This window comes from Alteromonas portus, assembly GCF_005117025.1.
GTDB lineage: Bacteria > Pseudomonadota > Gammaproteobacteria > Enterobacterales > Alteromonadaceae > Alteromonas > Alteromonas portus.
Genome location: NZ_SWCO01000002.1, coordinates 513,152 through 537,347 on the forward strand (window position 1 = coordinate 513,152; position 24,196 = coordinate 537,347).

The following is a 24,196-nucleotide window of genomic DNA, read 5'->3' on the forward strand; positions in this document are numbered from 1 at the left end:
TACTTGGATTTTCTTAATCAATCCGGTTCATTCGTATTTCAAAGGTTATCGATAACAATAAGCTGCTCTGAAACCAAAATTTACTTGAATAACTGATATCTATGTATTCAAGTTGTGTTCCTTTGACGGAAAAGAAGAAGTTAGACTTTAGTTGGATGGGCGTGCGAACGGTTCTTATGTCATTGAATGTATTGGTTATTTATTAAAAGTTAAATATGGTTTAGTATGAATGTGTTAATAATTTAACGGCCTTTAAAACGTTTATTCCTAGTGGTAACGCTTATCATGAATAAAGCGATTCACAACGAGTATGATATTTTTACACGGGTTGTGAAAAATCGTTATAGCGTGTGCTATACGTCGTTGTTTATCTCAATGCTACGTATCGAAGCTCAGCCCAACCATCGTTATTTATTTGTTGTGATCAATTCCCGCTGTTCCCCAGTAACTTCTAATTAATATAAAAACTTAGTGGCGTGAGCGGCTCAATGCTTTAATGCGCAATCGACGCGCAATCACTGAAGCGATTGATACTTGCCATCGGCAACCTTTAAATCGTTATATCTCAATATTTATGGATTTTAATGAGATGAGGTAATGGTCGATTACAGCGATAGGTTGAATAGGGAGTAAGTGCAAATGAAACGGACAAAAGGCTATTGCAATGTTTATTCTGATGATAGCCACCTATCAATAAAGCGTATACCTTGCGGTAGTAAACGATTTTATTATCGATACAACAGTGGAAAGAAAGTGGCTGGCGAGCGTGTACTCAAGCGGATTGAAAAACTTGTTATTCCCCCCAACTGGCAAGATACCTATATAAGCCGTGACAGTAAAGCCAGTGTTCAAGCCGTTGGCTATGATCAAAAAGGTCGTAAACAATATATCTACCACGATAGATGGCACGTTCAGCAACAAGCAGAGAAGTTCGAACGTTTAGTGGCGTTTGGCAATGCACTACCAAAATTCCGCGAAGACTGTCTTGCTTTAATCTCGCAGCCTACATGGACGCTAAAGCGAGCGTGCGCGTTAGTTTGCCTACTGTTAGATTACACAGGGGCGAGGGTAGGAAATGCACAATACAGCAAGGAAAATAATACCTACGGTTTAACTACGCTACGTCGCAAACATGTACAAGCCCAGTGTGACGATAGTGTAGAGCTGAGCTACACAGGAAAACATGGCAAAGCAAGAATCTTGAAGGTTCACGACCCAGAACTTGCCACCTTGGTGTGCGATTGTGCGCAACAACAAGGTTACTGCCTTTTTCGATATCAAGACACTCAAAAACGTTGGCACGACGTGACAAGCGAAGATGTGAATGCGTTCATTCATAAAGAGCTAGGTGAAATGTTTAGCTGCAAAGACTTTAGAACATGGGCGTCTAGTCGTTTTGCGTTATCAAACTTGCCGCACGTTTATGATGAAGTTACCCGTTCTAAAACAAAGAAATGGGAGAGCATATTAAGCAAAGTGGTTTCAAAAGAACTGGGCAATACACCCACGGTATGTCGAAAATATTATATTCACCCGAAACTATTTACTATTAAAAATGATGAAAAGGCGTGTGAAACACTCGTTGAACGCGTGCGTGTACTCAATAACGAAGATTGTAAGCAGTTAACACAATTATTGCCTATGGAAAAGCTTCTTTTGGATGTTATTTCATCTGAGTGTGCATAGCAAAGCATTGTGGTCGAAAATGTTTTAGCTGATAGTAAACTTCATGCTGTTTTATGCTTTTTGAACGATCTTAAATTGTTTCACTAGTTTTTATGTGTGTTTAACATGTTGTATACATTGGTGTTTATAAATTTAATCGTTATTATCATGGTGTGAAACATGGTTGGTGTAAATTTGAGCATTAATGCCTTTCAAATTAAGTTGTTTAAAAATTAAACTTGAAATTTTCTGACGGATCCTTATATTATTAGAACTCTAATGATTATTGTTCGATTTAATTATTTGCTTATATAAATGAGCTGGCAAAAGTTAATCGGCATTTTCATATACGAGTTTTCAAAGAGCAATAGAGGAAATAACGAACGTTATGCCAATGGAAAGTTACCTGTCACTAGCCGTATATTTTATAGCGATGTTAGGGATAGGGTTGTTTGCTTACCGACAATCTACCAGTGATATATCTGGTTATATTTTGGGCGGGCGTCAAGTTAGCCCCCAAGTTACCGCGCTGTCTGCGGGTGCATCTGACATGTCAGGTTGGATGCTTATGGGTTTGCCAGGTGCAATGTACTTAACCGGTTTTGATGCGGTTTATATTGCAATAGGGCTGGTTGCCGGTGCGTTAGCAAACTACTTGTTAGTAGCACCAAAACTTCGCGTTTATACCGAAGTAGCAAACGACTCGCTCACAGTGCCCGAATTTTTTGCCAAGCGTTTCAATACGCCGAACGCGAGCCTTCGTATAGTCTCTGCTGTAATTATTGTACTGTTTTTTACCTTGTATACGTCTGCTGGGTTAGTGGCTGGTGGTAAGTTGTTTGAAAGCGCGTTTTCAGTGAATTATCAACTAGGCCTATTTATCACGCTGGGTGTAGTGGTGTCTTATACACTACTAGGTGGTTTTTTAGCGGTAAGCCTTACTGACTTTGTACAAGGGTGCATTATGTTCGTGGCATTGGTATTGGTACCAATTGTTGCGTTTACGGAATTCGATAGTGTGTCACAAATGACAAGCGCCGCTTATCAATCTGTACCCAATTTTTCTGAATCGTTAGAAACGCTAACGATTGTCGGATTGTTATCAAGTTTAGGTTGGGGCCTAGGCTACTTTGGACAGCCGCACATTATTGTTCGCTTTATGGCCATTCGTTCGGTTAATGCCATTGGCACAGCGCGAAACATTGGCATGTCGTGGATGCTAGTAACCATCATTGGTGCATTAGCTACGGGCTTTGTGGGTATTGCTTATGCTAATCAATTTGGTCTTGCAGTCGACGACCCAGAGACGATATTTATTATCTTCTCGCAACTACTGTTTCACCCACTTATTAGTGGATTTTTAATGGCTGCTATATTAGCCGCCATCATGAGTACAATTTCGTCGCAATTATTAGTTAGTGCAAGTTCGTTAACTGAAGATATTTACCGCGTAATGGTAAATAAAAAGTCGCCAGAAAAATCGTTGAGCGAAAAGCAAACGGTAACAATTGGGCGATATGGTGTAGCAGGTGTTGCGGTAGTTGCACTGCTGTTAGCCATGGACGCGTCGAATACAATTTTATCTTTAGTGAGTAACGCTTGGGCTGGTTTTGGCGCTGCTTTTGGTCCATTAGTGCTGTTCTGTCTGTATAAAAAGGACCTGACAGCAAAAGCGGCGATGGCGGGCATGATCAGCGGTGCAGTAACTGTATTGTTTTGGATTTATGCGCCAGTGTTAGCTGACGGTAAAACGTTAAGCAGCGTTATTTATGAAATTATTCCAGGGTTTGCGGTTAGTACGTTAACACTTTATATGGTGAGTCGCTTCAGCGAAAACTCATCTAAAAACGTACAAGCAACATTTGCGCAAGCTACTGAAGAATTAGCGAATCAACAATCTTAAGGTTAAAAAGTTTATTATGAGTCATCCTAATTGGAAACGCGTAGTCATCAAAGTAGGTAGTGCATTAATATCGCCCAACCAGCAAGGTTGTAGCAGCCACTACTTGCTCAGCATTGCGCAATTTATCGTGCGTTGCAGAGCCAACGGTACACAAGTTGTACTGGTGTCTTCTGGTTCTGTCGCAGCGGGTGCGCATCTGTTTCCAGAACAAGAAAAGTCAGACATTGCGGTTAAAAAAGCGATGGCAGCAGCGGGTCAAACCGAAATGATTGCCACCTGGGACAGACTGTTTGATTTTCCGTCTGCTCAAATGCTATTGACCCATGCTGATTTGCGAGACAGAGAACGGTACGTAAGTATCCGTGAAACCATATTTAGTTTGTTAGACAATAACATTCTACCAATCGTAAATGAAAACGACACCGTTACTACCGACAAGTTAAAGGTGGGTGATAACGATAATTTATCGGCCATGGTGGCGTCGGCAGCTGAAGCAGATGCGCTTATTATCTGTTCAGACATTGATGGGTTATATGACAAAAACCCACATGAACATGACGATGCAAAATTGCTTAAATCAGTTAATACCATTGATCAAAGCATTTATGACATGGCTGGCGGTGCGGTAAAAGGCGGTGTAGGCACCGGCGGTATGCGCACTAAAATTGAAGCGGCCGAAAAAGCCGTTTCGCATGGTATAGATACATATATTATTAACGGCTTTACTGAACTGTCGTTTAATATGCTGCTTGCAGGTGAAAACCCAGGCACGCACTTCGTACCTCATGCCAAGCCAATGCAAGAAAATGTGCATTGGATGCGTCACACGTCGAACGCGCAGGGCGAGGTAATAGTAGAAGGGGACTTCGATGCCTCTTTAGACAGCGACGCAGAGCAACTGACAAGTAGCGAAATTATAGACGTGAAAGGTGAGTTCTCGGTGGGTGACACTATTTTAGTACGTAAAGAAGACGGCACTAAACTGGTAAAAGCCAAGTCGAACTACAGTAGCTGTTTACTGAATTTTATTGCGAATCAGGAAAATGAAGAATTCGCCCACGAGTTTGAGGAAAAAACCGGGCCAATTATTTCTGATCAGCACATAGCAAATCTGGAGAAAGAATGAGCATTATTACAGAGTTAGCACAACAGGCAAAAAAAGCTGCACGTACACTGGCAATTTTAAGTGAAAGCCAGAAAAACGCGGTGTTAACTGATATGGCCGCGGCAATTCGTGCAAATAAAAGCAAAATTATTGAAGTAAACGAAAAGGAAGTAGCGCGCGCTAAAGAAAATAACTTAGACGCAGCGATGGTTGACCGCTTAATCCTAAACGATGAGCGCATTGAATCAATGGCTGAAGGCATCGAAGTTATTGTTGGACTTGATGATCCAGTGGGTAAAGAGCGCGTTATCGGTACACGTCCAAATGGTATTGAGATTAAGAAAATGCGCATACCGCTTGGTGTTGTGTGCATGATCTATGAAGCACGACCTAATGTTACTGCCGACGCTGGCGCGCTGTGCTTTAAATCGGGTAACGCAGTAATATTACGTGGTGGTAAAGAAGCACTTGATACCAGCTTAGCCATTGCTGAGCTAATGCAAGATGTACTTGAAAAGCACAATTTGCCAAAAGCATTGGTAACGGTTGTTCCGAACCCAGATCGTGCACTTATGCAAGAGCTGATGGAACAACGCGATTACATAGACGTAATAATTCCTCGTGGTGGCGAAGGCCTTATTAACTACGTGACGGATAACGCCAAGGTACCAGTTATTCAGCACTTTAAGGGTGTGTGTCACCTTTACGTAGACAAAGATGCCGATTTAGATAAAGCCATGGCGCTACTTCTAAACGGTAAGACACAACGTACTGGTGTGTGTAATGCTTTGGAAGGTTTAGTTGTCCACCAGGCTATTGCGGGTGATTTTCTGCCAAAAGTAGCCGAGGCGTTTAAAGAGAAAGGCGTTAAGGTTCACGTTAATGAGAAAGGCAGCCAATATTTTGATGGTGCTGACGTTATTTCTGAAGACGCGTTTGGTGAAGAGTATCTTGGTCTGGAAATCGCTATCCGTGTAGTTGACGATTTCGACGCTGCGGTTGACCACATTGCGCAATTTGGTAGTAATCACACTGAAGTGATTTGTACGGAAGATGCTGAAAAAGGCAAGTTATTCCAACGTGCAGTTGATGCAAGTGTAGTAATGGTTAATGCGTCTTCACGTTTCTCTGACGGCAGCCAGCTTGGCTTGGGTGCTGAAATTGGTATCGCAACGACTAAGCTTCACGCTTACGGCCCAATGGGCTTAGAGTCGTTGACTTCAGAGAAGTATCTAGTGAATGGTGAAGGCCAAATTCGCGACTAATAAAAAGCTGATTTAACTGGTCGGCATTGTGCCACGAGTTTACATGCTTCATAATGAAAAGCGCTGACATTCGTCGGCGCTTTTTTATTTTTATTCAAAGATTTACCCTCGCAGCACAGATGGAGCATACATGGAGATTGTGATAGACCCTAAGCAGTTATGGAATCAACTTATTGCTTTTGCCAATGAGTATAAACTGCTGACATCACTACTACTTTTAATTGTATTGCACTTCATTAAAAAAGGTGTGTTGCTGTTAATAAGGCGTATTAGCTCTCAGCGCGGTGAAGACAGAAGAAATCAAATCAACATTTTAGAGCAGTTAGGTAATGCCTTTATCATTATTGTTCTGATGATGGTATGGAGTTCTGAAATACAAACTCTGGCTATTTCAATCGCTGCTTTTATGGTGGCAATTGTGCTTGCTACTCGCGAATTCATTCAGTGCTTTATGGGCTTCATTTACTACCTAGGGGCTAGACCGTTTAGGGTAGGCGACTGGATCCAAATGAACAATATCATTGGTGAAGTGGTTGAGATGGACTGGGCAAAAACCGCACTCCTAGAAGTTGACCCAGAAAGCTTCAACTACACGGGTAAACACGTTTACGTACCTAACAGTCAACTCGTTACCCAAACTGTACGCAACCTTAACTTTATGCGCCGCTATCGTTTGCACTCGTTCGAAATAGTTAACGAGCCTACCGTAAATGCCTACAGCTTGTTGCCTGCCTTTCACGCTCGAGCGCAGGCACATTGTGAATATTTTCGCGACGTTGCAGAACGCTATAAAGGCTTAATTGAACGCCATTTAGAACAAGAATTTATTCGTATAGACCCAGAAGTAGAAATAAAAACCAATGAACTTGCCAAAGTGGTAGTTAAGGTAAGTTTATTCTGCCCTACAATAGAGGCGCACGAACTGGAACACAAAATGTGTTCAGACTGGTTAAGCCTGTGGTTTAAGGCACAGAAAGAAGAGCAGCGTCAGCTGCATTCACAGCAAAACGACACATCGTCGGTGCAAAACCAGGGTAAAGCGCTGCCAGAATCGCAGGTTACATCAAGCGGCGCGATTTAACCGTTAGTCAATACACGTCCATTCTCTGTGGCTGGTGAAGTGGCCTTGTAAAAACGCCATTTGATCAGCCAGTATCCGCCTGTTCATCAGGTAAAAACGCTCGTATACATTGGGTCTAAACGGAACCGCGAGCAGGGGCATGTTAGCTTCTTCTGGGGTTTTGGCACCTTTTGCGTGATTACATCGCTGGCAAGCAGTGGCTACGTTCGTCCAATTGTCTTTTCCGCCGCGAGAGCGGGGAATTATGTGGTCTCGGGTCAGTTGTTTTGGCGCAAACTTATTGCCACAGTACAAACATAAGTAGCTATCGCGCCTAAACAAATAACGATTAGTAAGGGCAACTTTGCCAGACAAATCTGTTACCTTTCCGTCGCACGCGATAATGCTAGACAACGTAAGCTGACTTTGCAGCCCTTCGTGATTCCAGCCTCCCTTAAGCGTAATAGCATCGCTACCTAGCTCAAATAGCACCTTATCCTGACTGTAAAGCTTTGCGGCTTGTTCAACATCTATCCACTCTTGTGGCATGCCTGCTTTATTAAGACGAAGTACCAACATGGTTATCTCCTTTAGCACACTAATATTAGACGTTCTTGTTGTTGTAAACCTTTTCTGCTTGTATGCGTTTTGTAAGGTTTTCTTGCTACCTTACTTTGTTCGCTTTTTGTTCTAGCATACGCTGTTTTGTGTCAGTATGATGAAAATATAGTCAATAATTGAAATTTCACAGATATTTCATATAGTCATGGTGCTATAGGTGGTAGCGGGTAATGACCGAGTTGATAACAAAATAGTACGACAAATTCCGCGCGGGGCTGCATTTGACCATGGTATTAACGCCACTTCAAAGCTATACTATGCGCCGCGTTTAAAAGCGATAAAATAAAGATTGAAATTAAAGGACAAATAGTGACTCCTATTACTAAATCATTTCAGTATGGACAGCATACTGTAACTCTAGAGACGGGTGTAATTGCTCGTCAGGCAACAGCTGCGGTTCTTGCGAGCATGGACGATACGTCTGTACTGGTAACAGTAGTTGGTAAAAAAGAAGCCAAAGCAGATCAAGACTTCTTCCCACTTACTGTTAACTACCAAGAAAAAGCGTACGCTGCGGGTAAAATCCCAGGTGGTTTCTTCAAGCGTGAAGGTCGCCCATCTGAAGGTGAAACACTGATTGCACGTCTTATCGACCGTCCAATCCGCCCATTATTCCCAGAAGGTTTCAAAAACGAAGTACAAGTTGTTGTTACTGTAATGTCTGCTAACCCAGATATCCCTACAGACATCATCTCTATGATTGGTACTTCAGCAGCCCTTGCTATCTCTGGTATTCCTTTCAACGGCCCAATCGGTGCGGCGCGTGTTGGTTATAGCAACGGTGAATACATTCTAAATACACGCGCAGAAGAGCAAGCTGAAAGCGAGCTTGACCTTGTTGTTGCGGGTACTGAAGGCGCAGTACTTATGGTTGAATCAGAAGCAAGCGTGCTTTCTGAAGACACCATGCTAGGTGCGGTTATGTTCGGTCACGAGCAAATGCAAACTGTAGTTAACGCTGTTAACGAATTTGCTGCTGAAGTTGGCACTGAGAAGTGGGACTGGGCACCAGAAGCAGAAAACACTGCGCTTAAAGACAAAGTTAAAGCACTAGCTGAAGCAGAAATGACAGCGGCTTACCAGATTTCTGACAAGTTAGAGCGTAAAGACGCGGTAACTGCAGCAACTGAAAAAGCGCTTGCAGCCATTATTGCTGAAGACGAAACGCAAGATCAGAAAGAAGTGCTAGACCTTCTTCACGAACTTGAGTCTGACGTTGTACGTTCACGCATTCTATCGGGCGCGCCGCGTATCGATGGTCGTGACCCAGCAATGATCCGTGCACTAGACGTAGCGACAGGTATTCTTCCTCGTACTCACGGTTCTGCACTATTTACTCGTGGTGAAACGCAGGCACTTGTGGCTGCTACTTTAGGTACAGAGCGTGACGCACAGATGATTGACGAGCTTCAAGGTAAGCGCGACAGCCGTTTCATGCTTCACTACAACTTCCCTCCATACTGTGTTGGTGAAACCGGTATGATTGGTTCGCCTAAGCGTCGTGAAATTGGTCACGGTCGTCTAGCGAAGCGTGGTATTCAAGCAGTAATGCCAAGTGAAGAAGAATTCCCGTACGTAGTACGTGTGGTTTCTGAAATCACAGAATCAAACGGTTCATCTTCAATGGCGTCTGTATGTGGTACTTCACTAGCGCTTATGGATGCAGGTGTTCCAATTAAAGCGTCTGTTGCGGGTATCGCAATGGGCCTAGTTAAGAGTGACGACAACTTTGTTGTACTTTCAGACATCCTTGGTGACGAAGATCACCTTGGCGACATGGACTTTAAAGTAGCGGGTACTACCGAAGGTATTACTGCACTTCAAATGGACATTAAGATTGAAGGTATTACTAAAGAAATCATGCAAATTGCGCTTAAACAAGCAAAAGAAGCACGTTTGCACATTCTTAAAGTAATGGACGAAGCGATTGGCGGTCACCGTGAAGAGCTAAGTGAATTTGCTCCACGCATTTACACAATGAAGATTGACCAAGACAAGATTCGTGACGTTATCGGTAAAGGCGGCGCAATGATCCGTCAGATTACGGAAGAGTCTGACACTAACATCGAGATTGAAGACGACGGTACTATCAAAATCTTCGCGACAGAGCGTGCGAAAGCAGACATCGCTATTAGCAAGATTGAGCAAGTAACGGCTGAAATTGAAGTTGGTAAGACTTACAACGGTAAGATTACACGTATTGTAGACTTCGGTGCGTTTGTAGAAGTACTTCCAGGTAAAGAAGGTCTTGTTCACATTTCACAAATCGCTCACGAGCGTGTGAACAAAGTAACTGACTACCTAGAAGAAGGCCAAATGGTTGACGTTAAGGTTATGGAAATCGATCGCCAAAACCGTGTACGTTTAAGCATTAAAGAGCTTCTAGAAAAGCCTGCGCCTAAGTCTGACGACGCAGAGTAATGCCGATTAGGTTTTAAACCTAGTTAGCTATGTTTAAGTAAAAAGGGAGCTTGGCTCCCTTTTTTCGTTATAGGTTTTAAAAGTAACAATGGGTTGGGTTTTACACGTTAACCCACACATCCAACCTATAACGAAAAGCGCTTTTTTAGAGGTACTTGATAATGGATAAGCAAACACAAACCGAAGTAGAAGCAGCGGTATTCCGCCGCTTAGTAGAACACTTAGATGCAAACAAAGACGTTCAGAACATCGATCTGATGATTTTGGCGGATTTCTGCCGTAACTGCTTAGCAAAATGGTATTCGGCAGCTGCAAGCGAGCAGGGCGCTGATATCGACTACGAAGCCGCACGTGAAGTGGTATACAAAATGCCGTATTCAGAGTGGAAAGAGAAGCACCAGCTTCCTGCTACTGACGAGCAGTTGGAAAAGCTAGCTGTTAGGCAGGGGAAGTAGTTTTTAGTTCAAGTGACGTTGAATTATTTGTTTTAGAAGCCAGCGGAAGCTGGCTTTTTTGTGCTTGGCTTGCGTGAAGTACACCAAAATCATCTGCATGTCGATTTGGTGTTTTTAATAAATGAGCGAAAAACGACATTACGGTTTTATCTTTATTTTTCTGTTTGTTGTGGGTTAAGGTTGTGTGAGATATGAAGGATAGGTGCTCCAAAGTGGTGTGGATTGGCACGACGGTTTGGGGACAGGTAAGCTGTTAAATTCTAAAGGAGTACTGAGTGCAGTCTGTAAAATTCGCAAAAAAGCTAGCAAGTGCTTGGAGCGCTGAATCTAGTAAATCCAACTTTTCCGAGGTTCAGCAGTTCAGAGCATTGATGAGAAGCTTTGCTTCGTTACGCGGGCCATTTAATATCGAAGAGTTTCACGGAATGAAACATCAAGTTGTCTTTAACGGTAGAGGTAGTTGGGGGCGTCCATCCGCAAGATGCGAAATTTCTGACTTACTTATTGTATCGTATAAGAAGAACCCTGAATTTCAAGCTAGAGTCACGTTTTTGCAGGCAAAGAAATCAAACGAAAAGCACACGAGTTTGTGTGGTGGTCTAGCTCATGCAGTTCCTTATACAGACTTTAAGGCGAACCTAGAGCAGTGGGACTTATTATCTCGTCGTCCAAATGTGCTTCCATACCCGCCTTTTGATTGTCATCCCGAGATTTTAAGTGGGGCAATATTGCCATCAATTGGCTCTCTAGGCGTCTTTCACAGATACTCAGGGAAAAACTATGGTTTCTTTTACATGTCTGCGGATTCGGTTGAACCCTTGAGTTCTCCAAAGCGTAAACACGCAAAATTGAAAACTAAGACAACTACAAACTATAGAAATTTGCATGGATACACCGAATGCACTTACGCGTGCTGTTTACCTACATTTGCAAAAGCACTGTATGAGCTAGAAATAGGCACCCCTATTGAGCCGCAAAATTCTTTGAGTAAAAAGGATAAGAACTACAGAAATACTTTTAGAGGTTGGTTACGAACGGTTTTATATAGCCATCTGGAAATGACTGATAATAACTCTGAATTGGCGAGAGACTTGCTTGGTCAAATTGACTCAGAGTATGAAGGCGGGTTCATGAGTGAACCTCCATCGTTATTGCTCCTCAATTGCGATGAAATCGAATTTAACGAGCAAAGGCAGCCGGACACGTAAACGCGCCGCTGCTTTGGGCGTTAGCTCTAGGACTTACCCAAACTTAGTGGACATCTCCTATAGTGAGATAAGAGGTGACTTATGGCTAATAAAAAAAAGGTTCAAGACCAAACATAAATACGAGAAGTTTTGAAAAGCAACGGGTTATACATTTAATACTAAACAAAAAGAAACAAGCCATGCATATTTGTGGATATAGGGAATCACCATGAAAAGCAAACTTTCACTTGCACAATATGTTAAGAAGCGAAATGGGGTTCCATTAGGGGCAAGTGGCTCCATGACAAACATGCTTTCGCGCTCTTTTGGTGCCGCATCTTTTCCAATTTTTTGGCACTATTGGAATCCGATCTGGGGTTACTACTTATCACGCAATGTCATGCGCCCACTTGCGAGTTTTCTTCCTGTTTCGTTAGCTACTTTTCTTACATTTCTCGTTAGCGGCGCGCTTCATGACTTAGCGGTCTCAATCGTTGAGCTGAAAACCACTATCTTCTTCACCCCTTGGTTTGGATTAATGGGTTTGATTGTTGTAGTTTCTAAAGCGGCAGGGATCTCATACGGCCATGTAAGTTGGCCTCTTCGTGCGATATTTAATGTGTCGTTTAGTATAGTATCGTTAGGTTTAACGTACTTTTTGGAAAAGTTGTACGCATAAAGGAAGCTTCTATGAAGTTGTTGATAGCATCACTCTCAGTTTGGTTGTTTGCCCTTCCATCATTTGCGGGAGATTCCATATTTTTAGGCTCCTCTACATTTCTGGGGTCTGAAATTATGGGGGAGGATAGACCCTTTATGGTTTACTTACCTCCATCTTACAGTGTAAGTAAAAATATTTATCCGGTTATTTATCTTCTTGACGGCGATATCCACAGATTTAAAGGGTTTGTTGGCGTACTTGAATCGCTCAGCACTGAAACGTTAGAGAAACAAGTTCAAGAGTCAATCGTCGTTGCTATTCCGAATACCAATAGGTCACGTGACTTAACTCCTTCGTCCCTAAGAGAGTGGAAGTTTAAAGGCCAAATTTTAGATATATTCACGCAAACGGGTAACGCTAAACAGTTTAGAAAGTTTCTTGAGAACGAATTGATTCCTGCCATAGATACCGCATATAGAACTTCTCAAAAAAGAGTTTTGATTGGTGAATCGTTCGGTGGGTTGTTTGCGGCAGACACTTTGCTAAATTCGCCTTCTGTTTTTACAGATTACTTAATTATTGATCCTACCTCACTTTGGGATAACGATTATTTAAACCGAGAGTTTAATTCTGGTGATAAAGCATTTAAGCCTAAGTCTCGCGTGTATTTTGCCTTTGCCAATAATTCACACTTAGGCGAAATCGGTTTAACCAATTACAAGTGGGGTACTACTTTTGCTTCATCGGTAATAGATTCGACAAAAGGTATATCTCAGCAACAATATTTCGAAAATGAAACGCATGGTACAGTTGCTCTTCTAGCTTGGTACAATGGGCTGAAAGTTCTTTTACCATGTACCAAATAATGATACGTATAACCTATGACGAAAATAAGTTTTAAATTGTGGAATTAATCACTTCGCGCTTAATTTTACCAAACGCACTATATACCCTTAATGGGTGTTTAAACCTCATGGAAGAGACAAATGAAGTATTTATTTTTTATAGCTTGTATAACAACCTTAAGTAACCCCTCATATGCCAATGAAGAGTTCTCCGATTTGCGCGCTGAGTTACTTGAAATGATGAAGCTGGACCAAGATACATTGCATGGTAAAACACAATTTAGCTTTGAAGAACTCAACGCAGAGCAATCGAAAAGACTCCAAGAGATAGTTGAGAAATTTGGCTGGCCAACTATAGGGATGGTAGGTAAAGATGCTTCTCAAGCGGCGTGGATTATTGTGCAACATGCAGATCACGATATTCAGTTTCAAAATAATATGCTGTCGATAATGCAGCCTTTGGCAATAAGCAAAGAGATTGACCCGGGTAACTACGTATACCTATATGACAGAACCCACACGCCTCAACTCTATGGGACACAAGGTAAATGTGAGGGAAGTACCTTTAAACCTTTTCCAATTAAAGACATAGAGCAAATAAATGCGCGAAGGGGTGAGATGGGGATGTCATCGGCGCAAGAGTATTGGGATATGGCCTCAGAAAGAATGTGTGGCGCAAGTAAGCGTTGAAAGTGCAAATCATGACAATAAAGCAGACATAAAAATAAGACAGGCATATTTGCGAAGAACACTAACAATCGCCAGCGACAAAAATCCATGGGCTCGTTTGGCTTTGCCCCTTAACTCAACACATCTTGAAGATTGTTAGAAAATTTAAGTGTTTAATGTAGTTTGGAGAAAAATGAACATAGAAGTAATAACTGCAGATTATTTGAATAACCAACATGCCGATGATGTTTGTTTTCTACTGAATAGTTACGCAGAGGACCCTATGGGGGGCGGTGCACCTTTAGCAGATTTCGTAAGGAAAAATTTAGCTTTAGAGTTATCTAAAATTCCACATGCTTTTAGTGTCATTTGTTATGTTGATAATAAACCTGCAGGACTAATTAATTGTTTTGAGGCGTTCTCAACGTTTAAGTGTAAACCCCTTATAAACATACACGATATAGTAGTTTTAAAAGAATATAGAGGCCTAGGTATAAGTCAGGCTATGCTAACTAAAGTTGAAAAGCGAGCTAAAGAAAAAGGCTGTTGTAAAATTACATTAGAGGTTCTAGAGGGGAACCAGATTGCCAAAAATGCATATATGAAATTTGGCTTCGAAGGATATGAGTTAGACCCTAGAATGGGCAAAGCTTTATTTTGGCAAAAAATGATTTAAACAACATTTGTCGTTAGACATATAGGAAATAGTCACTATGGAACAGTCAGATGTTAAAAAGTATCAAGCTGCTAGGGAAGGTTTAGTAGTTTTGAAGCGATCATCACTTGCAATGCTCTTAATCAGTATTCTTTTACCGTTTTCTCATTCTCTAGGTGTTTCGCAGTATTTGATTTATATGTTTCCTGGGCTTGCTGTTTTCGTTTTCGCAAATATTTGGGTTGGGTATAAGGGCGTTTCATACAAAGATCTCTTAAACATTATTGAGCGACAAATATCTGAAGACCCTAAAGCAATTCAGAGGTTGTCACAGCGCGACACATAAGAAGCGCAATCGACTCGTTCATTTGATCGCTAAGTTGTACACACGTTCAAACATTGCTAAAAAGCGCATTTTTATTCATATTACCTACCAGTTGATGTAGATTTAAGTAGCATACTCATTCTTTTAGCCGGTCGCTTTCATCGAATCACACGAAAATGCGGTAATAGCATTTCACAGGAAGTTGTTGTGCCCTTGGGATAAGGATATCGATTTGAAATTTTTAATAGTTGTAGCAAGTTCTAGATCTGATGGTAATACTGCAAAGCTATCTCATGTGATAGCAGATAGCCTTCAAGCGGAAATCATTGACCTGCAAAATTTATCAATTTCATATTTTGATTATCAAAATCGCAATAAATCCGATAGTTTCATTCCACTGATTGAGCGTATTGTTTCATCAGATTTTGTAGTATTCGCTACGCCAGTATACTGGTATTCCATGTCAGCGCAGATGAAAACCCTCTTTGACCGTTTTACTGATTTACTTACAATAAATAAAAAATTGGGACGAAGACTTCGGGGGCTGTCTATATCAGTAATTGCTACGGGTACAGATGAAGAATTGCCTTCCAGTTTCAAAACCCAATTCGAGCTAATTTCAGACTACCTGGGGCTCGTATACCATGAACCTCTCTATTGTTCTTGCCAAGAGGAGTTCAACTTTCAGCAACACCAGAAGACTATTCAAGGTTATCTGAGCAGAATATCGTTACAATTACTGTAGTCGCTCTAATTGTTCTTTGTAATAGTAAAACTGGGGCGCTTCTAATGGACAGAAATTTTGGAAGGTAGTTTGGGTTGTACTTTAACAACTGTTTTATAACGTATCTCTGTTGCAAATGCTTACACTATAGCTAGGCCGTCTTGAGGCCTTCAGAACTAAAAGGATATTACATTAAAATGGAAATTTATAAGGCAGATAGAACGAATATTGAAGCTGCCTCGGAAATTTTTGATCTTTATCGTCAATTTTATGGTCAACCAACAAATATAAATGCTTGCACTAATTTCCTATCGGAGCGCTTTGAGAAAAAAGATTCAAGATTCTTTATTGCGCTAAGTTTCGAAGGGAAACCTTTGGGGTTTATTCAGCTTTATCCTTCATTCTCATCTGTTGCTATGAAAACCATGTGGTATTTAAACGACTTGTTCGTTGTTCAGAGTGCTAGAAGAAAGGGTGTGGCTAGTGCATTGTTAGAACATGTGAAAGCATACGCTAAAGAAAATAATAGCTTATCTCTTAAGCTAGCAACGGCAATAGACAATGGCGCAGCAAAAACGCTCTATGAAAAACATGGCTTTGTTAAAGTAACGGCATTCGATCATTATGTATTTCGAACAGACACGGAATAACGATCCGATAAACACACTTACATCTTTTGTTAGTATATGTCCATGTTGGGCGGCCTTGTTTCTGTATTTGCTCACTACGCACCTTAAGCAAAGTTTTATACTTACAAGGAAGTTATATGAGTTTCACTAAATCGTTTGAAGTCGGAAGAGGCAGATATCAAAACGCTGTGAAATTTGCGTAAACGCGAGCTTTCAGTACCACGGGCCAGCTTTATGAATTTAGTATTGTTTGATTTCGATAAAACTATAGTTAACAGAGATACGGGCGCAGCCTATGTAAAGTTTATGGTTTGCAGAAATCCTATGCGCCTGTGTATGTGTTTTATAACGACCCCCTTATACATCCCATTTTTGCTGCACAAGAATACTAAGTTTATAGGGTTTTCCATAATTTTATGGTTAGCAACATTTGGCATGAGCATTAAAAAGGTTGTTCGCTTGCGTAGAAGTTTTATTCGGAGATATTTAAATGAAAGTGCCACTATTATTTTTAAAGATGCCGTGCAACATCTGCAGTCACATACTTCAAATGCCGACCAGGTAGTCGTGGTTAGTGGTGCGTCACAATGGATGGTCAAAGCCATTTTTGTGGCGGCATCTCTTCCTAAAGCTGAATTTGTTTGCTCAGAAGAAGCGCAATTGTTCGGTGGATTTATCTGTAAGTCTCATTGTTACGCGTCTAATAAAGTTAAGCGTGTACGAAAATTCTATAACTTAGAAAAATACGACTCAATTATTGGTTATTCTGACAGTTCTGTTGATATTCCAATTCTTAAGCTCTGCGATAGGCGGTATATTGTTAACCCAAAAGCTCGGTGTTTTGAAAAGTTCTCAAAGTCGTTTAATAAGACGATGTCGGTTCTAAATTGGGTATGATAATTTTGCTTCTGTCTTATTATCAACAAGGGAAATTTTATGAATTTAAATGCAACAATTTGGGGCCAAGTTTTCTTTATTCTTGCCTTAATTGTCATTTTCTTTACTGTCAAATTTGCAAAAGGTAAGGCTAGCAATATCGGATTGGTAGCTATTTACGCTGTCTTATTTAATTTCTTTATCCCGCCTATTGGCTGGTTTTACTGTTATCGGTGGGCAAGTAAGTAATGGTTAATACGCAAAATCTACCCTGCGAGGCTAGCGTTATCGACACAAGCTGTTTAGGTAGATGGGTTAAAATTGCACATAATTACCAGTAAAACTAAAACTGCAATTAATTTATTAGTACGCATATACTCAGGCAAGGGCGGCATTAGCTCTTAAATTTGAAGCCCGTCTCAGAATATTTAAAACTCTAAAAGGAATTTATGAAATCGCAGAGTAAAGTTTTATTGAAATTTGTTGGGCTGCTACCCATCGTTTTTCTGCTTATTGTTGTAAGTGTCTTGGGTGAAAACCACAGAGCTAAAGAACTAGTAGAAAATTATCTCGAAACTGTGAAAGTTGGCTCCGGGGCAGAAAAATGCATTGCTCTAAACTTCGAAAGTTCAACTGTAGCCAGCCGAAAACTATCCTGTGAAGATCAAAGTTTTCTATTTTTACTTTCACTAATGAAGGCCCTCGAACTAAAGGATTTTGGTAGTGTTGAATACAGCACCGGCCTTAGCAAATACTGGACTCCCTTTAGTTCAAAAAACTATGTTGCTGTTCTCGTTACTTTCGAGAACCAAAGTGAAAAAACACTTAACAGCGTTATATTTGTTGTTGAACGAGACGGACTATCTTGGACGATTGATAAAATCGATGTTAACAATAAAGAGTTAGTCAGTGTTTATGAAGAGTTCAAGGATCTAGACTTATCTCGTTATGTAGAAGTTTCTGATAATAGTTTGGTAATAAAGAATAACCAATTAGAAGGTAGCGAACTGTCTTACATCGACAAGATGGTTATTAAATACAACCTACAGAGGTTGAATAGGTTTCTCAGAGATAATTGATGTCCTTATCTTAATAACTAGTTGTTTTCTTCACTTACTCTATGTGAGTGAAGCATAAATTAAATACTGAATTTCTCTTATTAAATTAGTCTTATTTTTATCGCTAGTTATTGTCTACTTAGTGGGCTGAAATAATCATGAAAAGCACTATCTCACTTGCACAATATGTTAAAAAGCGAAATGGGGTTCCATTAGGGGCAAGTGGCTCAATGAGAAATATGCTTTTCCGCGCTTTCGGCGCCCCGTCTTTTCCAGTGTTTTGGCAGTATTGGAACCCCATTTGGGGTTACTATTTATCACGCAATGTCATGCGTCCGCTTTCGGAATTTTTGCCCACTTCTTTAGCTATCGTTACTACATTTCTTGTTAGCGGCGCGCTCCACGACATCGCAGTATCAATTGTTAAGTGGAGAACCGTTTTATTCTTCACGCCGTGGTTTGGGATTATGGGGCTAATGGTTATTGTTTCAAAAAAGTCAGGGGTTTCTTACGGGCAGTTTAGTTGGCTTGTTCGTGCACTAATTAATGCGTCGTTTGTTTTAGTCTCCCTAGGTGTGACGTACTTCATGAAAACGATGTATGCTTACCCATAAATAGCTAAATATACATGGAAAGTAAAATGTGGTTTAAAGACGTAGAGTTAGAATCTGAGAACATAAAGCTTGTTCCCTTAACAATGGAACATGCAGACGCTTTAGTAAATGCAACAAATGACGGTGAATTGTGGAAACTATGGTTCACATCTGTACCAAGCGCTAAAACTATTAATGACTATATTTCGACAGCATTAGAGCACAAAGCTAAAGGACTATCGTTACCGTTCGTGGTTATAGACAAAGCGAGCGGAGAGGTTATCGGGTCAACACGCTTTTGTAATGCTGATGTTGTAAATCAAAGGGTGGAAATTGGCTACACTTGGTACAGGAAAAGCTATCAGAAAACATCATGCAATACCGAATGTAAGCTACTTCTTCTTACACACGCTTTTGAAAGCCTCGAAGCAATCGCTGTAGAGTTCAGAACGAATTGGCATAATCACGCTTCACGAGCCGCTATTGCTCGTTTGGGCGCAAAACAAGACGGCGTGCTTAGGAATCATCAGAAAATGCCAAATGGCGGGTGTAGAGATACGGTTGTGTTCTCAATCATAAATACAGAGTGGCCCTCTGTGAAAGAGAACTTAACTTTTAAGCTTTCAATGTATAACTAATGAAGAGTGAAGTGCTGGTATTGTTTCGTTTGTTTAAGGCCATTTAAAAGGAAAAGCTATGGAACCCATCAATAAGTTCTGCCCTAGATCTGGTAAACCCGTAAAGCCTGATTCGCTTGCCGAATACAGGGGCTATACTGTTGGATTCTGCAACCCAGGGTGCAGTAGCGATTTCGCCAAAAACAGCGAAGAATGCCCAAACGATACTCAATACTTTAATGTGTTAATAAAAGAAAAGTATGGAAAATGAATCGTTAGAAAGTTTCTCTTCATGGCTGCTAGCGAACATGAATGAAATTATTACTTAATAACTAGTGCAAGTTTGAGTATGCAAAACTAGCAAACCCTTCGTTTGAAAAGTTAATTAATACAAACGTAAGTCCAAAAAGGGAAATCGTAAGTTTTACGATAAATAAGGAGATAAGTGAGTAACGATGAGAAAAATTATAGTAGCGTTTGTATGCTTTTTTATCAGTAGTGTCTTTGCCGAAAGCAATTTAGATGAAAGTGCGTTTACTAAAAGGTATGTGAAGGCTGTTACTACCAAACCAGAGGTTACAAGTGCACAAATAAAAGGCCGTCTAGAGGTTGAGATGACTTACAGCGGTGGAGGGACGTCAACCGCATACCTCGATAACGCCTATATGAATTACCTTTCTGAACCAGAAAAGCTCGACGTAATTATAGAGGCGTACATCAGTGCGTTAACAAGGAACAGTAGTGACGCTAAAGCTAACATAGATAAAGCGAATATCTTTCCCGTAATAAAAGATTCAGGTTATATAAACCATATAACTGAATTGATGAGCGAAGGTGGTGAGGGGGAGCTGCCTTTCTTTTATGAAAAGCTAAATGATGTTCTCTATATTCTTTATGCCATTGATACGCCTTCATCTATCAAGTTCATGCCAAAAGAAGACATTGCAAACTTAGATGTAAAAGAGGAAGAGCTCAGGGACCTCTCAATGTCTAATTTGATGAATGCTATTGAGTCACTACAAATTAAAGGTGATCCTTCGACTATCTCTATGGTGGTTGCGGATGGCACTTACGAAGCGTCTTTTTTGATTTATGATGCGCTTTGGACGAAAGAAACCTTTCCAGTGAAAGGTGATATTGTTGTTTATGTGCCTTCCAGAGACGTTATCATTGTAACCGGTTCTAAGGATACGGATAGTTTAGAGACGGTAAAAGGGATAGTGCACAACCCGGAAAATCAATGGGCTCATGCCGTGACTAATGTAGGGTTTATTCGCAAAGAAAATAAATGGGTCAAGTTTCACCATTAGCTGGGTATTCCAAAGTATGTCCTCAGTATTTGTGATGACGAAAACTCTTTAACATGTTGCGTTTTCATCTTGTATTACCGATAGTTGGTTTTACTCGTTAGTCTGAGTTGCATGTTGTGAAATCTGTTGGTAGGTGATTTAAGGGAAAGCGCCTTGACTAAAATTTTAATATTCGGAAATTCCGGTTCTGGCAAATCTACGCTAGCGCGCCGTTTATGTGAAACTCAAGGTTTAGCACATTTAGATCTCGATACCCTTGCATGGAAACCCACTAGCCCGCCAGAAAGAAAGCCGATTTACGAGTCGGAACAAGAAATACAGGCTTTTACCGCTACTAATGAGACTTGGGTAATTGAAGGGTGTTACACAGACCTGCTTAAGCTTGTGCAGGCGCAGTCTTCAGAAATTATATTTATGAATTTACCCATTGAGTTGTGTATTGCTAACGCGAAAGCAAGACCTTGGGAGCCCCATAAATACGATACCAAACAAGCTCAAGACGATAATTTACCCATGTTGATAGACTGGATTGCCCAATATACAAAAAGAGACGATACGTTTTCTTATACTGCACACCAGCAGTTTTATGAAAACTATAGCGGCAATAAAAAAATGATAACGCAAAATATCCCGCACCAAGCCAGTTGAAACATTTTTCGGCTTATGAATAGGGACTTCGCTGAATTACTGTAAGCGCAATGAAATCACGGAGGACATTAGCTTGTATAGCTTTTTATCTTTTACAGGGATAGCAGCATCGGTTTGGATAGTTTTTGGCATTTACATTGCTTCTCGTTTCTATCCAAACTATAGCCATACGAAGCAGTTTTGTAGTGAACTTGGTGCTTTTGGTAGCCCAACACAGAAACTCTCTCCTGCAATCAATAATTATCCGTTAGGCTTATTATTCGCTCTGTTTGGGTATTACCTCATTAACACACATCCAGACCATATGCCAACTATGGTTATTGGCGCAATGACAATAATACATGGTATCTGTACTTGGGTTTGTGGCTACTTCCCAATGGACGCCGACCCATATACAACAACACCTTCGAAAAGTTGTAAAATCCATACATGGTCAGGGCTAATAATGTTAGTTTCGTTTATCGTGGCGCCGCTGATCGTTACTTTCTCTAGCTACTATTCTTGGTCGCTGAGGATTTTGTCTGCATCGAGCGTTATTGGCTGCGTTTACTTTTCTTATAAACTAGCCAAATCCCTTGAACGAAAAACTGTACCAGGGCTTTATCAACGCCTAAGTTACGGCTGCCAAATTCTTTGGCTGTTAATCTACTCGATATTCTTGATTTTATAGAGCCGTGCAATGAACACTCGCTTTAAAAGTTCTATCCCTCTAGCTTTCTTATGTTTAGCATCTCTTTGGTGGTGGTTTTACTATTCCTCCTCGAACTCTATCAATGACTATGGTGATGAAAAGCACGAGTTGTTGTTTATGCTAGACGCATTACTAGTACTGCCAGTACTGTGTTTTTTGTGCGAGTCAGACAAGCAAAAAGCGGCTTTGAAAGCCATTGTATTGTGTTGTAGTGCGGTTTTTATTGGCGCTATTATTATTCCAGAACAAAACAAGGTAATGTTTCACTACCTTGAAAGTGGCCGCTACTTTGCAATCGGAGCTTTGTTAGCATTAGAAATAGGTACCTTAATAACGGTAAGTGTTGCAGTTCGCGCACTTCTTATTAAAAAAGAAGACCCCGATTTAGCGTTGCAAATACCTATAGAACGTATCTTTGGCTCATCGTTGCTTAGCAACTTACTTCGGTTCGAGGGACGTATGTGGTCTTTCGCATTATTCGCTTCACGCATTAAAAGCAGTACATATCTGGGTAATCAGCATTTTTACTACTATAAAAAAGATGGTGCGCAAAGTAATTTGATGGGCTTCATTGTGGTCATGATGATCGAGTTGCCGCTTGTGCATCTGCTACTACATTTTATTTGGTCTAGCGCAGTTGCCAACATAGTTTCGGCCTTTACTCTATTTGGGTTAGCTTTTTTCTATGCTGAATATAAAGCTGTGGCAATACGGCCCATTTCGATTTATAAAGATAATCTCATTGTTCGATACGGATTGTTTCATCCGTTTATAATCACTTTTTCAAACATCTCTGATATCAGCACGAACACAACGTTCGTGAAGAGGGCTAAGGGTATAAAACGGTTTAAATACTCGGGTGTACCTAACGTGAAAATAAAGCTACATTCACCTATAAACGGTAAGCATGCCATATACTTAGGTGTAGACTCACCTGATTTACTAATAGAAACAATAAAACGACAACTATGTTCTTTTTCAACTAACGCTAACGAGCAATCGAAGCTTTGAAACTCAAATTTTAGCAAGGCGATAAGTGAAACCTAGCTTAGCTTTTGAGTAAAACTAAGCACAAATTAATCAAGACAGGCATCTTTATGGCGTACAAGTACTTATACACGCCTTATTCATGATTAAACCGTCTAGAACGAAACAAGGAAGTCACATGAAGAAATTACTATTCATAGCCATATTTTCTATTCTTTTGAATGGGTGCGACCAAAAGACTCACGTCGACCAATCGCAAATGTGTGTTTATTCAACAGATCAAGAAGCGAAAAGATGCAGTAGCGGAGAGCTCGCATATTTTAAGCCCCAAATGTGGGGCAATGAACAGCTGCCATTAAATGCTGCCGCAGCGTACTGTGATTTCAACCATGAAATTATGTACAACAATTCTGGGGTTATTTGTGTGTTTACAGACAAAAGATATTGAATGGTAGGTCTTTTGGGCGCGGCTATTTAGGCGGCTAAACAAGGCGGGCATCTTTATGTAGTCACATTTTTGTATTAGGGGACAGTTTTGATTTTTCAAGTTATGCTTGGCATGTCATGTTAAGTTGTTTCAGGGTAGTCATGCGATATCTGTTCATATTATTGGCGAGTATATTACCATTTAATGCATTTGGTGATGCAGAAAGAGAAAGATTTGATTGTTTGATGACGCCCTTAATGGTGAATGGAAATAATGAAGGTATGTACTTTATCGAGAGTGATTTCCATAATGATATTCTGGGGTTAATTGAAACCGGAGGACCTCTATTAGATATAAACCAAGCAACGTCTAAAGTTCAAAATTGGTTTAAATCTAAAAATATAAACATGGAGTTAGGTATTAAGAATGTTGCTTTAAAACAATACGATTGTTTGGTAAGCAATGAACTTAAATTCATGCACGTTTTTATATTCTTCCTTGATAATCCTGAAAACATCGTAGGAGTTACTATGCAAGGAAGGCTTATTGAGCGTCAACCTATAAAATAATGTGCTTAAGCCAAGATGTTTGATCAGGACAATATGCAGTTGGTTGTCTTTCGCATCACTTCCAGCTTTCAGGCAATTAAACAAGACAGGCATCTTTGTTCCAGTTAGTTAAAACGTTATTAGGCTTATATAAACTAGCCAAATCCCTTGAACGAAAAACTGTACCAGGGCTTTATCAACGCCTAAGTTACGGCTGCCAAATTCTTTGGCTGTTAATCTACTCGATAATC

General features: G+C 40.5%; 25 protein-coding genes. 24 read left to right on the plus strand and 1 reads right to left on the minus strand.

Annotated elements, in window-relative coordinates:
- Window positions 1–639 precede the first annotated feature (639 nt).
- From E5672_RS06300 to E5672_RS06320, 5 genes are all read left to right on the plus strand, one after another.
- The gene (locus E5672_RS06300; RefSeq protein WP_136781410.1) at window positions 640–1,686 is read left to right on the plus strand and encodes a DNA topoisomerase IB; all 1,047 of its coding nucleotides are present in this window, start codon (window positions 640–642) and stop codon (window positions 1,684–1,686) included.
- A gap of 367 nt (window positions 1,687–2,053) precedes the next feature.
- A complete protein-coding gene (putP, locus tag E5672_RS06305; protein WP_136781411.1) occupies window positions 2,054–3,568 on the plus strand; it encodes a sodium/proline symporter PutP in 1,515 nt (504 codons plus the stop codon).
- Window positions 3,569–3,584: 16 nt separating this feature from the next.
- Window positions 3,585–4,694, plus strand: a complete 1,110-nt coding sequence (proB, locus tag E5672_RS06310; RefSeq protein WP_071814679.1) for a glutamate 5-kinase — start codon at window positions 3,585–3,587, stop codon at window positions 4,692–4,694.
- Entirely contained in the window at window positions 4,691–5,938 is a 1,248-nt protein-coding gene (locus E5672_RS06315) for a glutamate-5-semialdehyde dehydrogenase (RefSeq protein WP_136781412.1), read from the plus strand. The genes proB and E5672_RS06315 overlap by 4 nt, the downstream gene beginning before the upstream one ends.
- 130 nt (window positions 5,939–6,068) lie before the next feature.
- Window positions 6,069–7,019 (plus strand): mechanosensitive ion channel family protein, encoded by a 951-nt coding sequence (locus E5672_RS06320; protein WP_136781413.1) that lies wholly within the window; start codon window positions 6,069–6,071, stop codon window positions 7,017–7,019.
- Between the two features lie 3 nt (window positions 7,020–7,022).
- Here E5672_RS06320 and E5672_RS06325 read toward each other — a convergent pair whose 3' ends face one another.
- Entirely contained in the window at window positions 7,023–7,577 is a 555-nt protein-coding gene (locus E5672_RS06325; RefSeq protein WP_136781414.1) for an HNH endonuclease, read from the minus strand.
- 351 nt (window positions 7,578–7,928) lie between these two features.
- On the opposite strand from E5672_RS06325, the gene pnp reads away from it, so the two are divergent.
- The 19 genes from pnp (at window position 7,929) to E5672_RS06435 (ending at window position 23,966) form a co-directional block, all read left to right on the plus strand.
- The gene (pnp, locus tag E5672_RS06330) at window positions 7,929–10,040 is read left to right on the plus strand and encodes a polyribonucleotide nucleotidyltransferase (protein ID WP_136781415.1); all 2,112 of its coding nucleotides are present in this window, start codon (window positions 7,929–7,931) and stop codon (window positions 10,038–10,040) included.
- A gap of 161 nt (window positions 10,041–10,201) precedes the next feature.
- A complete protein-coding gene (locus E5672_RS06335; RefSeq protein WP_136781416.1) occupies window positions 10,202–10,495 on the plus strand; it encodes a DUF1244 domain-containing protein in 294 nt (97 codons plus the stop codon).
- 275 nt (window positions 10,496–10,770) lie between these two features.
- Window positions 10,771–11,703: a hypothetical protein gene (locus E5672_RS06340; RefSeq protein WP_136781417.1), complete on the plus strand. Its 933-nt coding sequence runs from the start codon at window positions 10,771–10,773 to the stop codon at window positions 11,701–11,703.
- Between the two features lie 208 nt (window positions 11,704–11,911).
- A complete protein-coding gene (locus E5672_RS06345) occupies window positions 11,912–12,361 on the plus strand; it encodes an acyltransferase (RefSeq protein WP_136781418.1) in 450 nt (149 codons plus the stop codon).
- An 11-nt stretch (window positions 12,362–12,372) separates the two neighbouring features.
- Window positions 12,373–13,209 carry an alpha/beta hydrolase gene (locus E5672_RS06350; protein WP_136781419.1) on the plus strand — a complete coding sequence of 279 codons (837 nt, stop codon included), beginning with the start codon at window positions 12,373–12,375 and terminating at the stop codon, window positions 13,207–13,209.
- Between the two features lie 120 nt (window positions 13,210–13,329).
- Window positions 13,330–13,878 (plus strand): DUF6624 domain-containing protein, encoded by a 549-nt coding sequence (locus E5672_RS06355; protein WP_136781420.1) that lies wholly within the window; start codon window positions 13,330–13,332, stop codon window positions 13,876–13,878.
- A 172-nt stretch (window positions 13,879–14,050) separates the two neighbouring features.
- Window positions 14,051–14,533, plus strand: a complete 483-nt coding sequence (locus E5672_RS06360) for a GNAT family N-acetyltransferase (protein ID WP_136781421.1) — start codon at window positions 14,051–14,053, stop codon at window positions 14,531–14,533.
- A gap of 37 nt (window positions 14,534–14,570) precedes the next feature.
- Window positions 14,571–14,858, plus strand: coding sequence for a hypothetical protein (locus tag E5672_RS06365; protein ID WP_136781422.1), 288 nt, complete (start codon window positions 14,571–14,573; stop codon window positions 14,856–14,858).
- A 211-nt stretch (window positions 14,859–15,069) separates the two neighbouring features.
- Window positions 15,070–15,582, plus strand: a complete 513-nt coding sequence (locus tag E5672_RS06370; RefSeq protein WP_161569376.1) for a flavodoxin family protein — start codon at window positions 15,070–15,072, stop codon at window positions 15,580–15,582.
- A 176-nt stretch (window positions 15,583–15,758) separates the two neighbouring features.
- Window positions 15,759–16,211 (plus strand): GNAT family N-acetyltransferase, encoded by a 453-nt coding sequence (locus E5672_RS06375; protein WP_136781424.1) that lies wholly within the window; start codon window positions 15,759–15,761, stop codon window positions 16,209–16,211.
- 213 nt (window positions 16,212–16,424) lie between these two features.
- Window positions 16,425–17,087 carry an HAD-IB family phosphatase gene (locus tag E5672_RS06380; protein WP_136781425.1) on the plus strand — a complete coding sequence of 221 codons (663 nt, stop codon included), beginning with the start codon at window positions 16,425–16,427 and terminating at the stop codon, window positions 17,085–17,087.
- A gap of 428 nt (window positions 17,088–17,515) precedes the next feature.
- Window positions 17,516–18,145 carry a hypothetical protein gene (locus tag E5672_RS06390; RefSeq protein WP_136781427.1) on the plus strand — a complete coding sequence of 210 codons (630 nt, stop codon included), beginning with the start codon at window positions 17,516–17,518 and terminating at the stop codon, window positions 18,143–18,145.
- Window positions 18,146–18,282: 137 nt separating this feature from the next.
- Window positions 18,283–18,738, plus strand: a complete 456-nt coding sequence (locus tag E5672_RS06395) for an acyltransferase (protein ID WP_136781428.1) — start codon at window positions 18,283–18,285, stop codon at window positions 18,736–18,738.
- A 26-nt stretch (window positions 18,739–18,764) separates the two neighbouring features.
- The gene (locus E5672_RS06400) at window positions 18,765–19,355 is read left to right on the plus strand and encodes a GNAT family N-acetyltransferase (protein WP_136781429.1); all 591 of its coding nucleotides are present in this window, start codon (window positions 18,765–18,767) and stop codon (window positions 19,353–19,355) included.
- 434 nt (window positions 19,356–19,789) lie between these two features.
- Window positions 19,790–20,644, plus strand: a complete 855-nt coding sequence (locus E5672_RS06410; protein ID WP_136781431.1) for a DUF1444 family protein — start codon at window positions 19,790–19,792, stop codon at window positions 20,642–20,644.
- A 153-nt stretch (window positions 20,645–20,797) separates the two neighbouring features.
- Window positions 20,798–21,292, plus strand: a complete 495-nt coding sequence (locus E5672_RS06415; RefSeq protein ID WP_136781432.1) for an AAA family ATPase — start codon at window positions 20,798–20,800, stop codon at window positions 21,290–21,292.
- 73 nt (window positions 21,293–21,365) lie between these two features.
- On the plus strand, window positions 21,366–21,962 hold the full coding sequence (locus tag E5672_RS06420) for a DUF998 domain-containing protein (protein WP_205676475.1): 597 nt from the start codon (window positions 21,366–21,368) through the stop codon (window positions 21,960–21,962).
- Window positions 21,963–21,971: 9 nt separating this feature from the next.
- The gene (locus E5672_RS06425) at window positions 21,972–22,994 is read left to right on the plus strand and encodes a hypothetical protein (RefSeq protein WP_136781433.1); all 1,023 of its coding nucleotides are present in this window, start codon (window positions 21,972–21,974) and stop codon (window positions 22,992–22,994) included.
- 585 nt (window positions 22,995–23,579) lie between these two features.
- Window positions 23,580–23,966, plus strand: coding sequence for a hypothetical protein (locus E5672_RS06435; RefSeq protein ID WP_136781435.1), 387 nt, complete (start codon window positions 23,580–23,582; stop codon window positions 23,964–23,966).
- Window positions 23,967–24,196: the final 230 nt, after the last annotated feature.

What these genes read in the sequence shown, in the direction of transcription:
- E5672_RS06300 (WP_136781410.1), top strand. Translation starts at nt 640, where the DNA reads ATGAAACGGACAAAAGGCTATTGCAATGTTTATTCTGATGATAGCCAC.
- putP (WP_136781411.1), top strand. Translation starts at nt 2,054, where the DNA reads ATGCCAATGGAAAGTTACCTGTCACTAGCCGTATATTTTATAGCGATG.
- proB (WP_071814679.1), top strand. Translation starts at nt 3,585, where the DNA reads ATGAGTCATCCTAATTGGAAACGCGTAGTCATCAAAGTAGGTAGTGCA.
- E5672_RS06315 (WP_136781412.1), top strand. Translation starts at nt 4,691, where the DNA reads ATGAGCATTATTACAGAGTTAGCACAACAGGCAAAAAAAGCTGCACGT.
- E5672_RS06320 (WP_136781413.1), top strand. Translation starts at nt 6,069, where the DNA reads ATGGAGATTGTGATAGACCCTAAGCAGTTATGGAATCAACTTATTGCT.
- E5672_RS06325 (WP_136781414.1), bottom strand. Translation starts at nt 7,577, where the DNA reads ATGTTGGTACTTCGTCTTAATAAAGCAGGCATGCCACAAGAGTGGATA.
- E5672_RS06335 (WP_136781416.1), top strand. Translation starts at nt 10,202, where the DNA reads ATGGATAAGCAAACACAAACCGAAGTAGAAGCAGCGGTATTCCGCCGC.
- E5672_RS06345 (WP_136781418.1), top strand. Translation starts at nt 11,912, where the DNA reads ATGAAAAGCAAACTTTCACTTGCACAATATGTTAAGAAGCGAAATGGG.
- E5672_RS06350 (WP_136781419.1), top strand. Translation starts at nt 12,373, where the DNA reads ATGAAGTTGTTGATAGCATCACTCTCAGTTTGGTTGTTTGCCCTTCCA.
- E5672_RS06355 (WP_136781420.1), top strand. Translation starts at nt 13,330, where the DNA reads ATGAAGTATTTATTTTTTATAGCTTGTATAACAACCTTAAGTAACCCC.
- E5672_RS06360 (WP_136781421.1), top strand. Translation starts at nt 14,051, where the DNA reads ATGAACATAGAAGTAATAACTGCAGATTATTTGAATAACCAACATGCC.
- E5672_RS06365 (WP_136781422.1), top strand. Translation starts at nt 14,571, where the DNA reads ATGGAACAGTCAGATGTTAAAAAGTATCAAGCTGCTAGGGAAGGTTTA.
- E5672_RS06375 (WP_136781424.1), top strand. Translation starts at nt 15,759, where the DNA reads ATGGAAATTTATAAGGCAGATAGAACGAATATTGAAGCTGCCTCGGAA.
- E5672_RS06380 (WP_136781425.1), top strand. Translation starts at nt 16,425, where the DNA reads ATGAATTTAGTATTGTTTGATTTCGATAAAACTATAGTTAACAGAGAT.
- E5672_RS06390 (WP_136781427.1), top strand. Translation starts at nt 17,516, where the DNA reads ATGAAATCGCAGAGTAAAGTTTTATTGAAATTTGTTGGGCTGCTACCC.
- E5672_RS06395 (WP_136781428.1), top strand. Translation starts at nt 18,283, where the DNA reads ATGAAAAGCACTATCTCACTTGCACAATATGTTAAAAAGCGAAATGGG.
- E5672_RS06400 (WP_136781429.1), top strand. Translation starts at nt 18,765, where the DNA reads ATGTGGTTTAAAGACGTAGAGTTAGAATCTGAGAACATAAAGCTTGTT.
- E5672_RS06410 (WP_136781431.1), top strand. Translation starts at nt 19,790, where the DNA reads ATGAGAAAAATTATAGTAGCGTTTGTATGCTTTTTTATCAGTAGTGTC.
- E5672_RS06425 (WP_136781433.1), top strand. Translation starts at nt 21,972, where the DNA reads ATGAACACTCGCTTTAAAAGTTCTATCCCTCTAGCTTTCTTATGTTTA.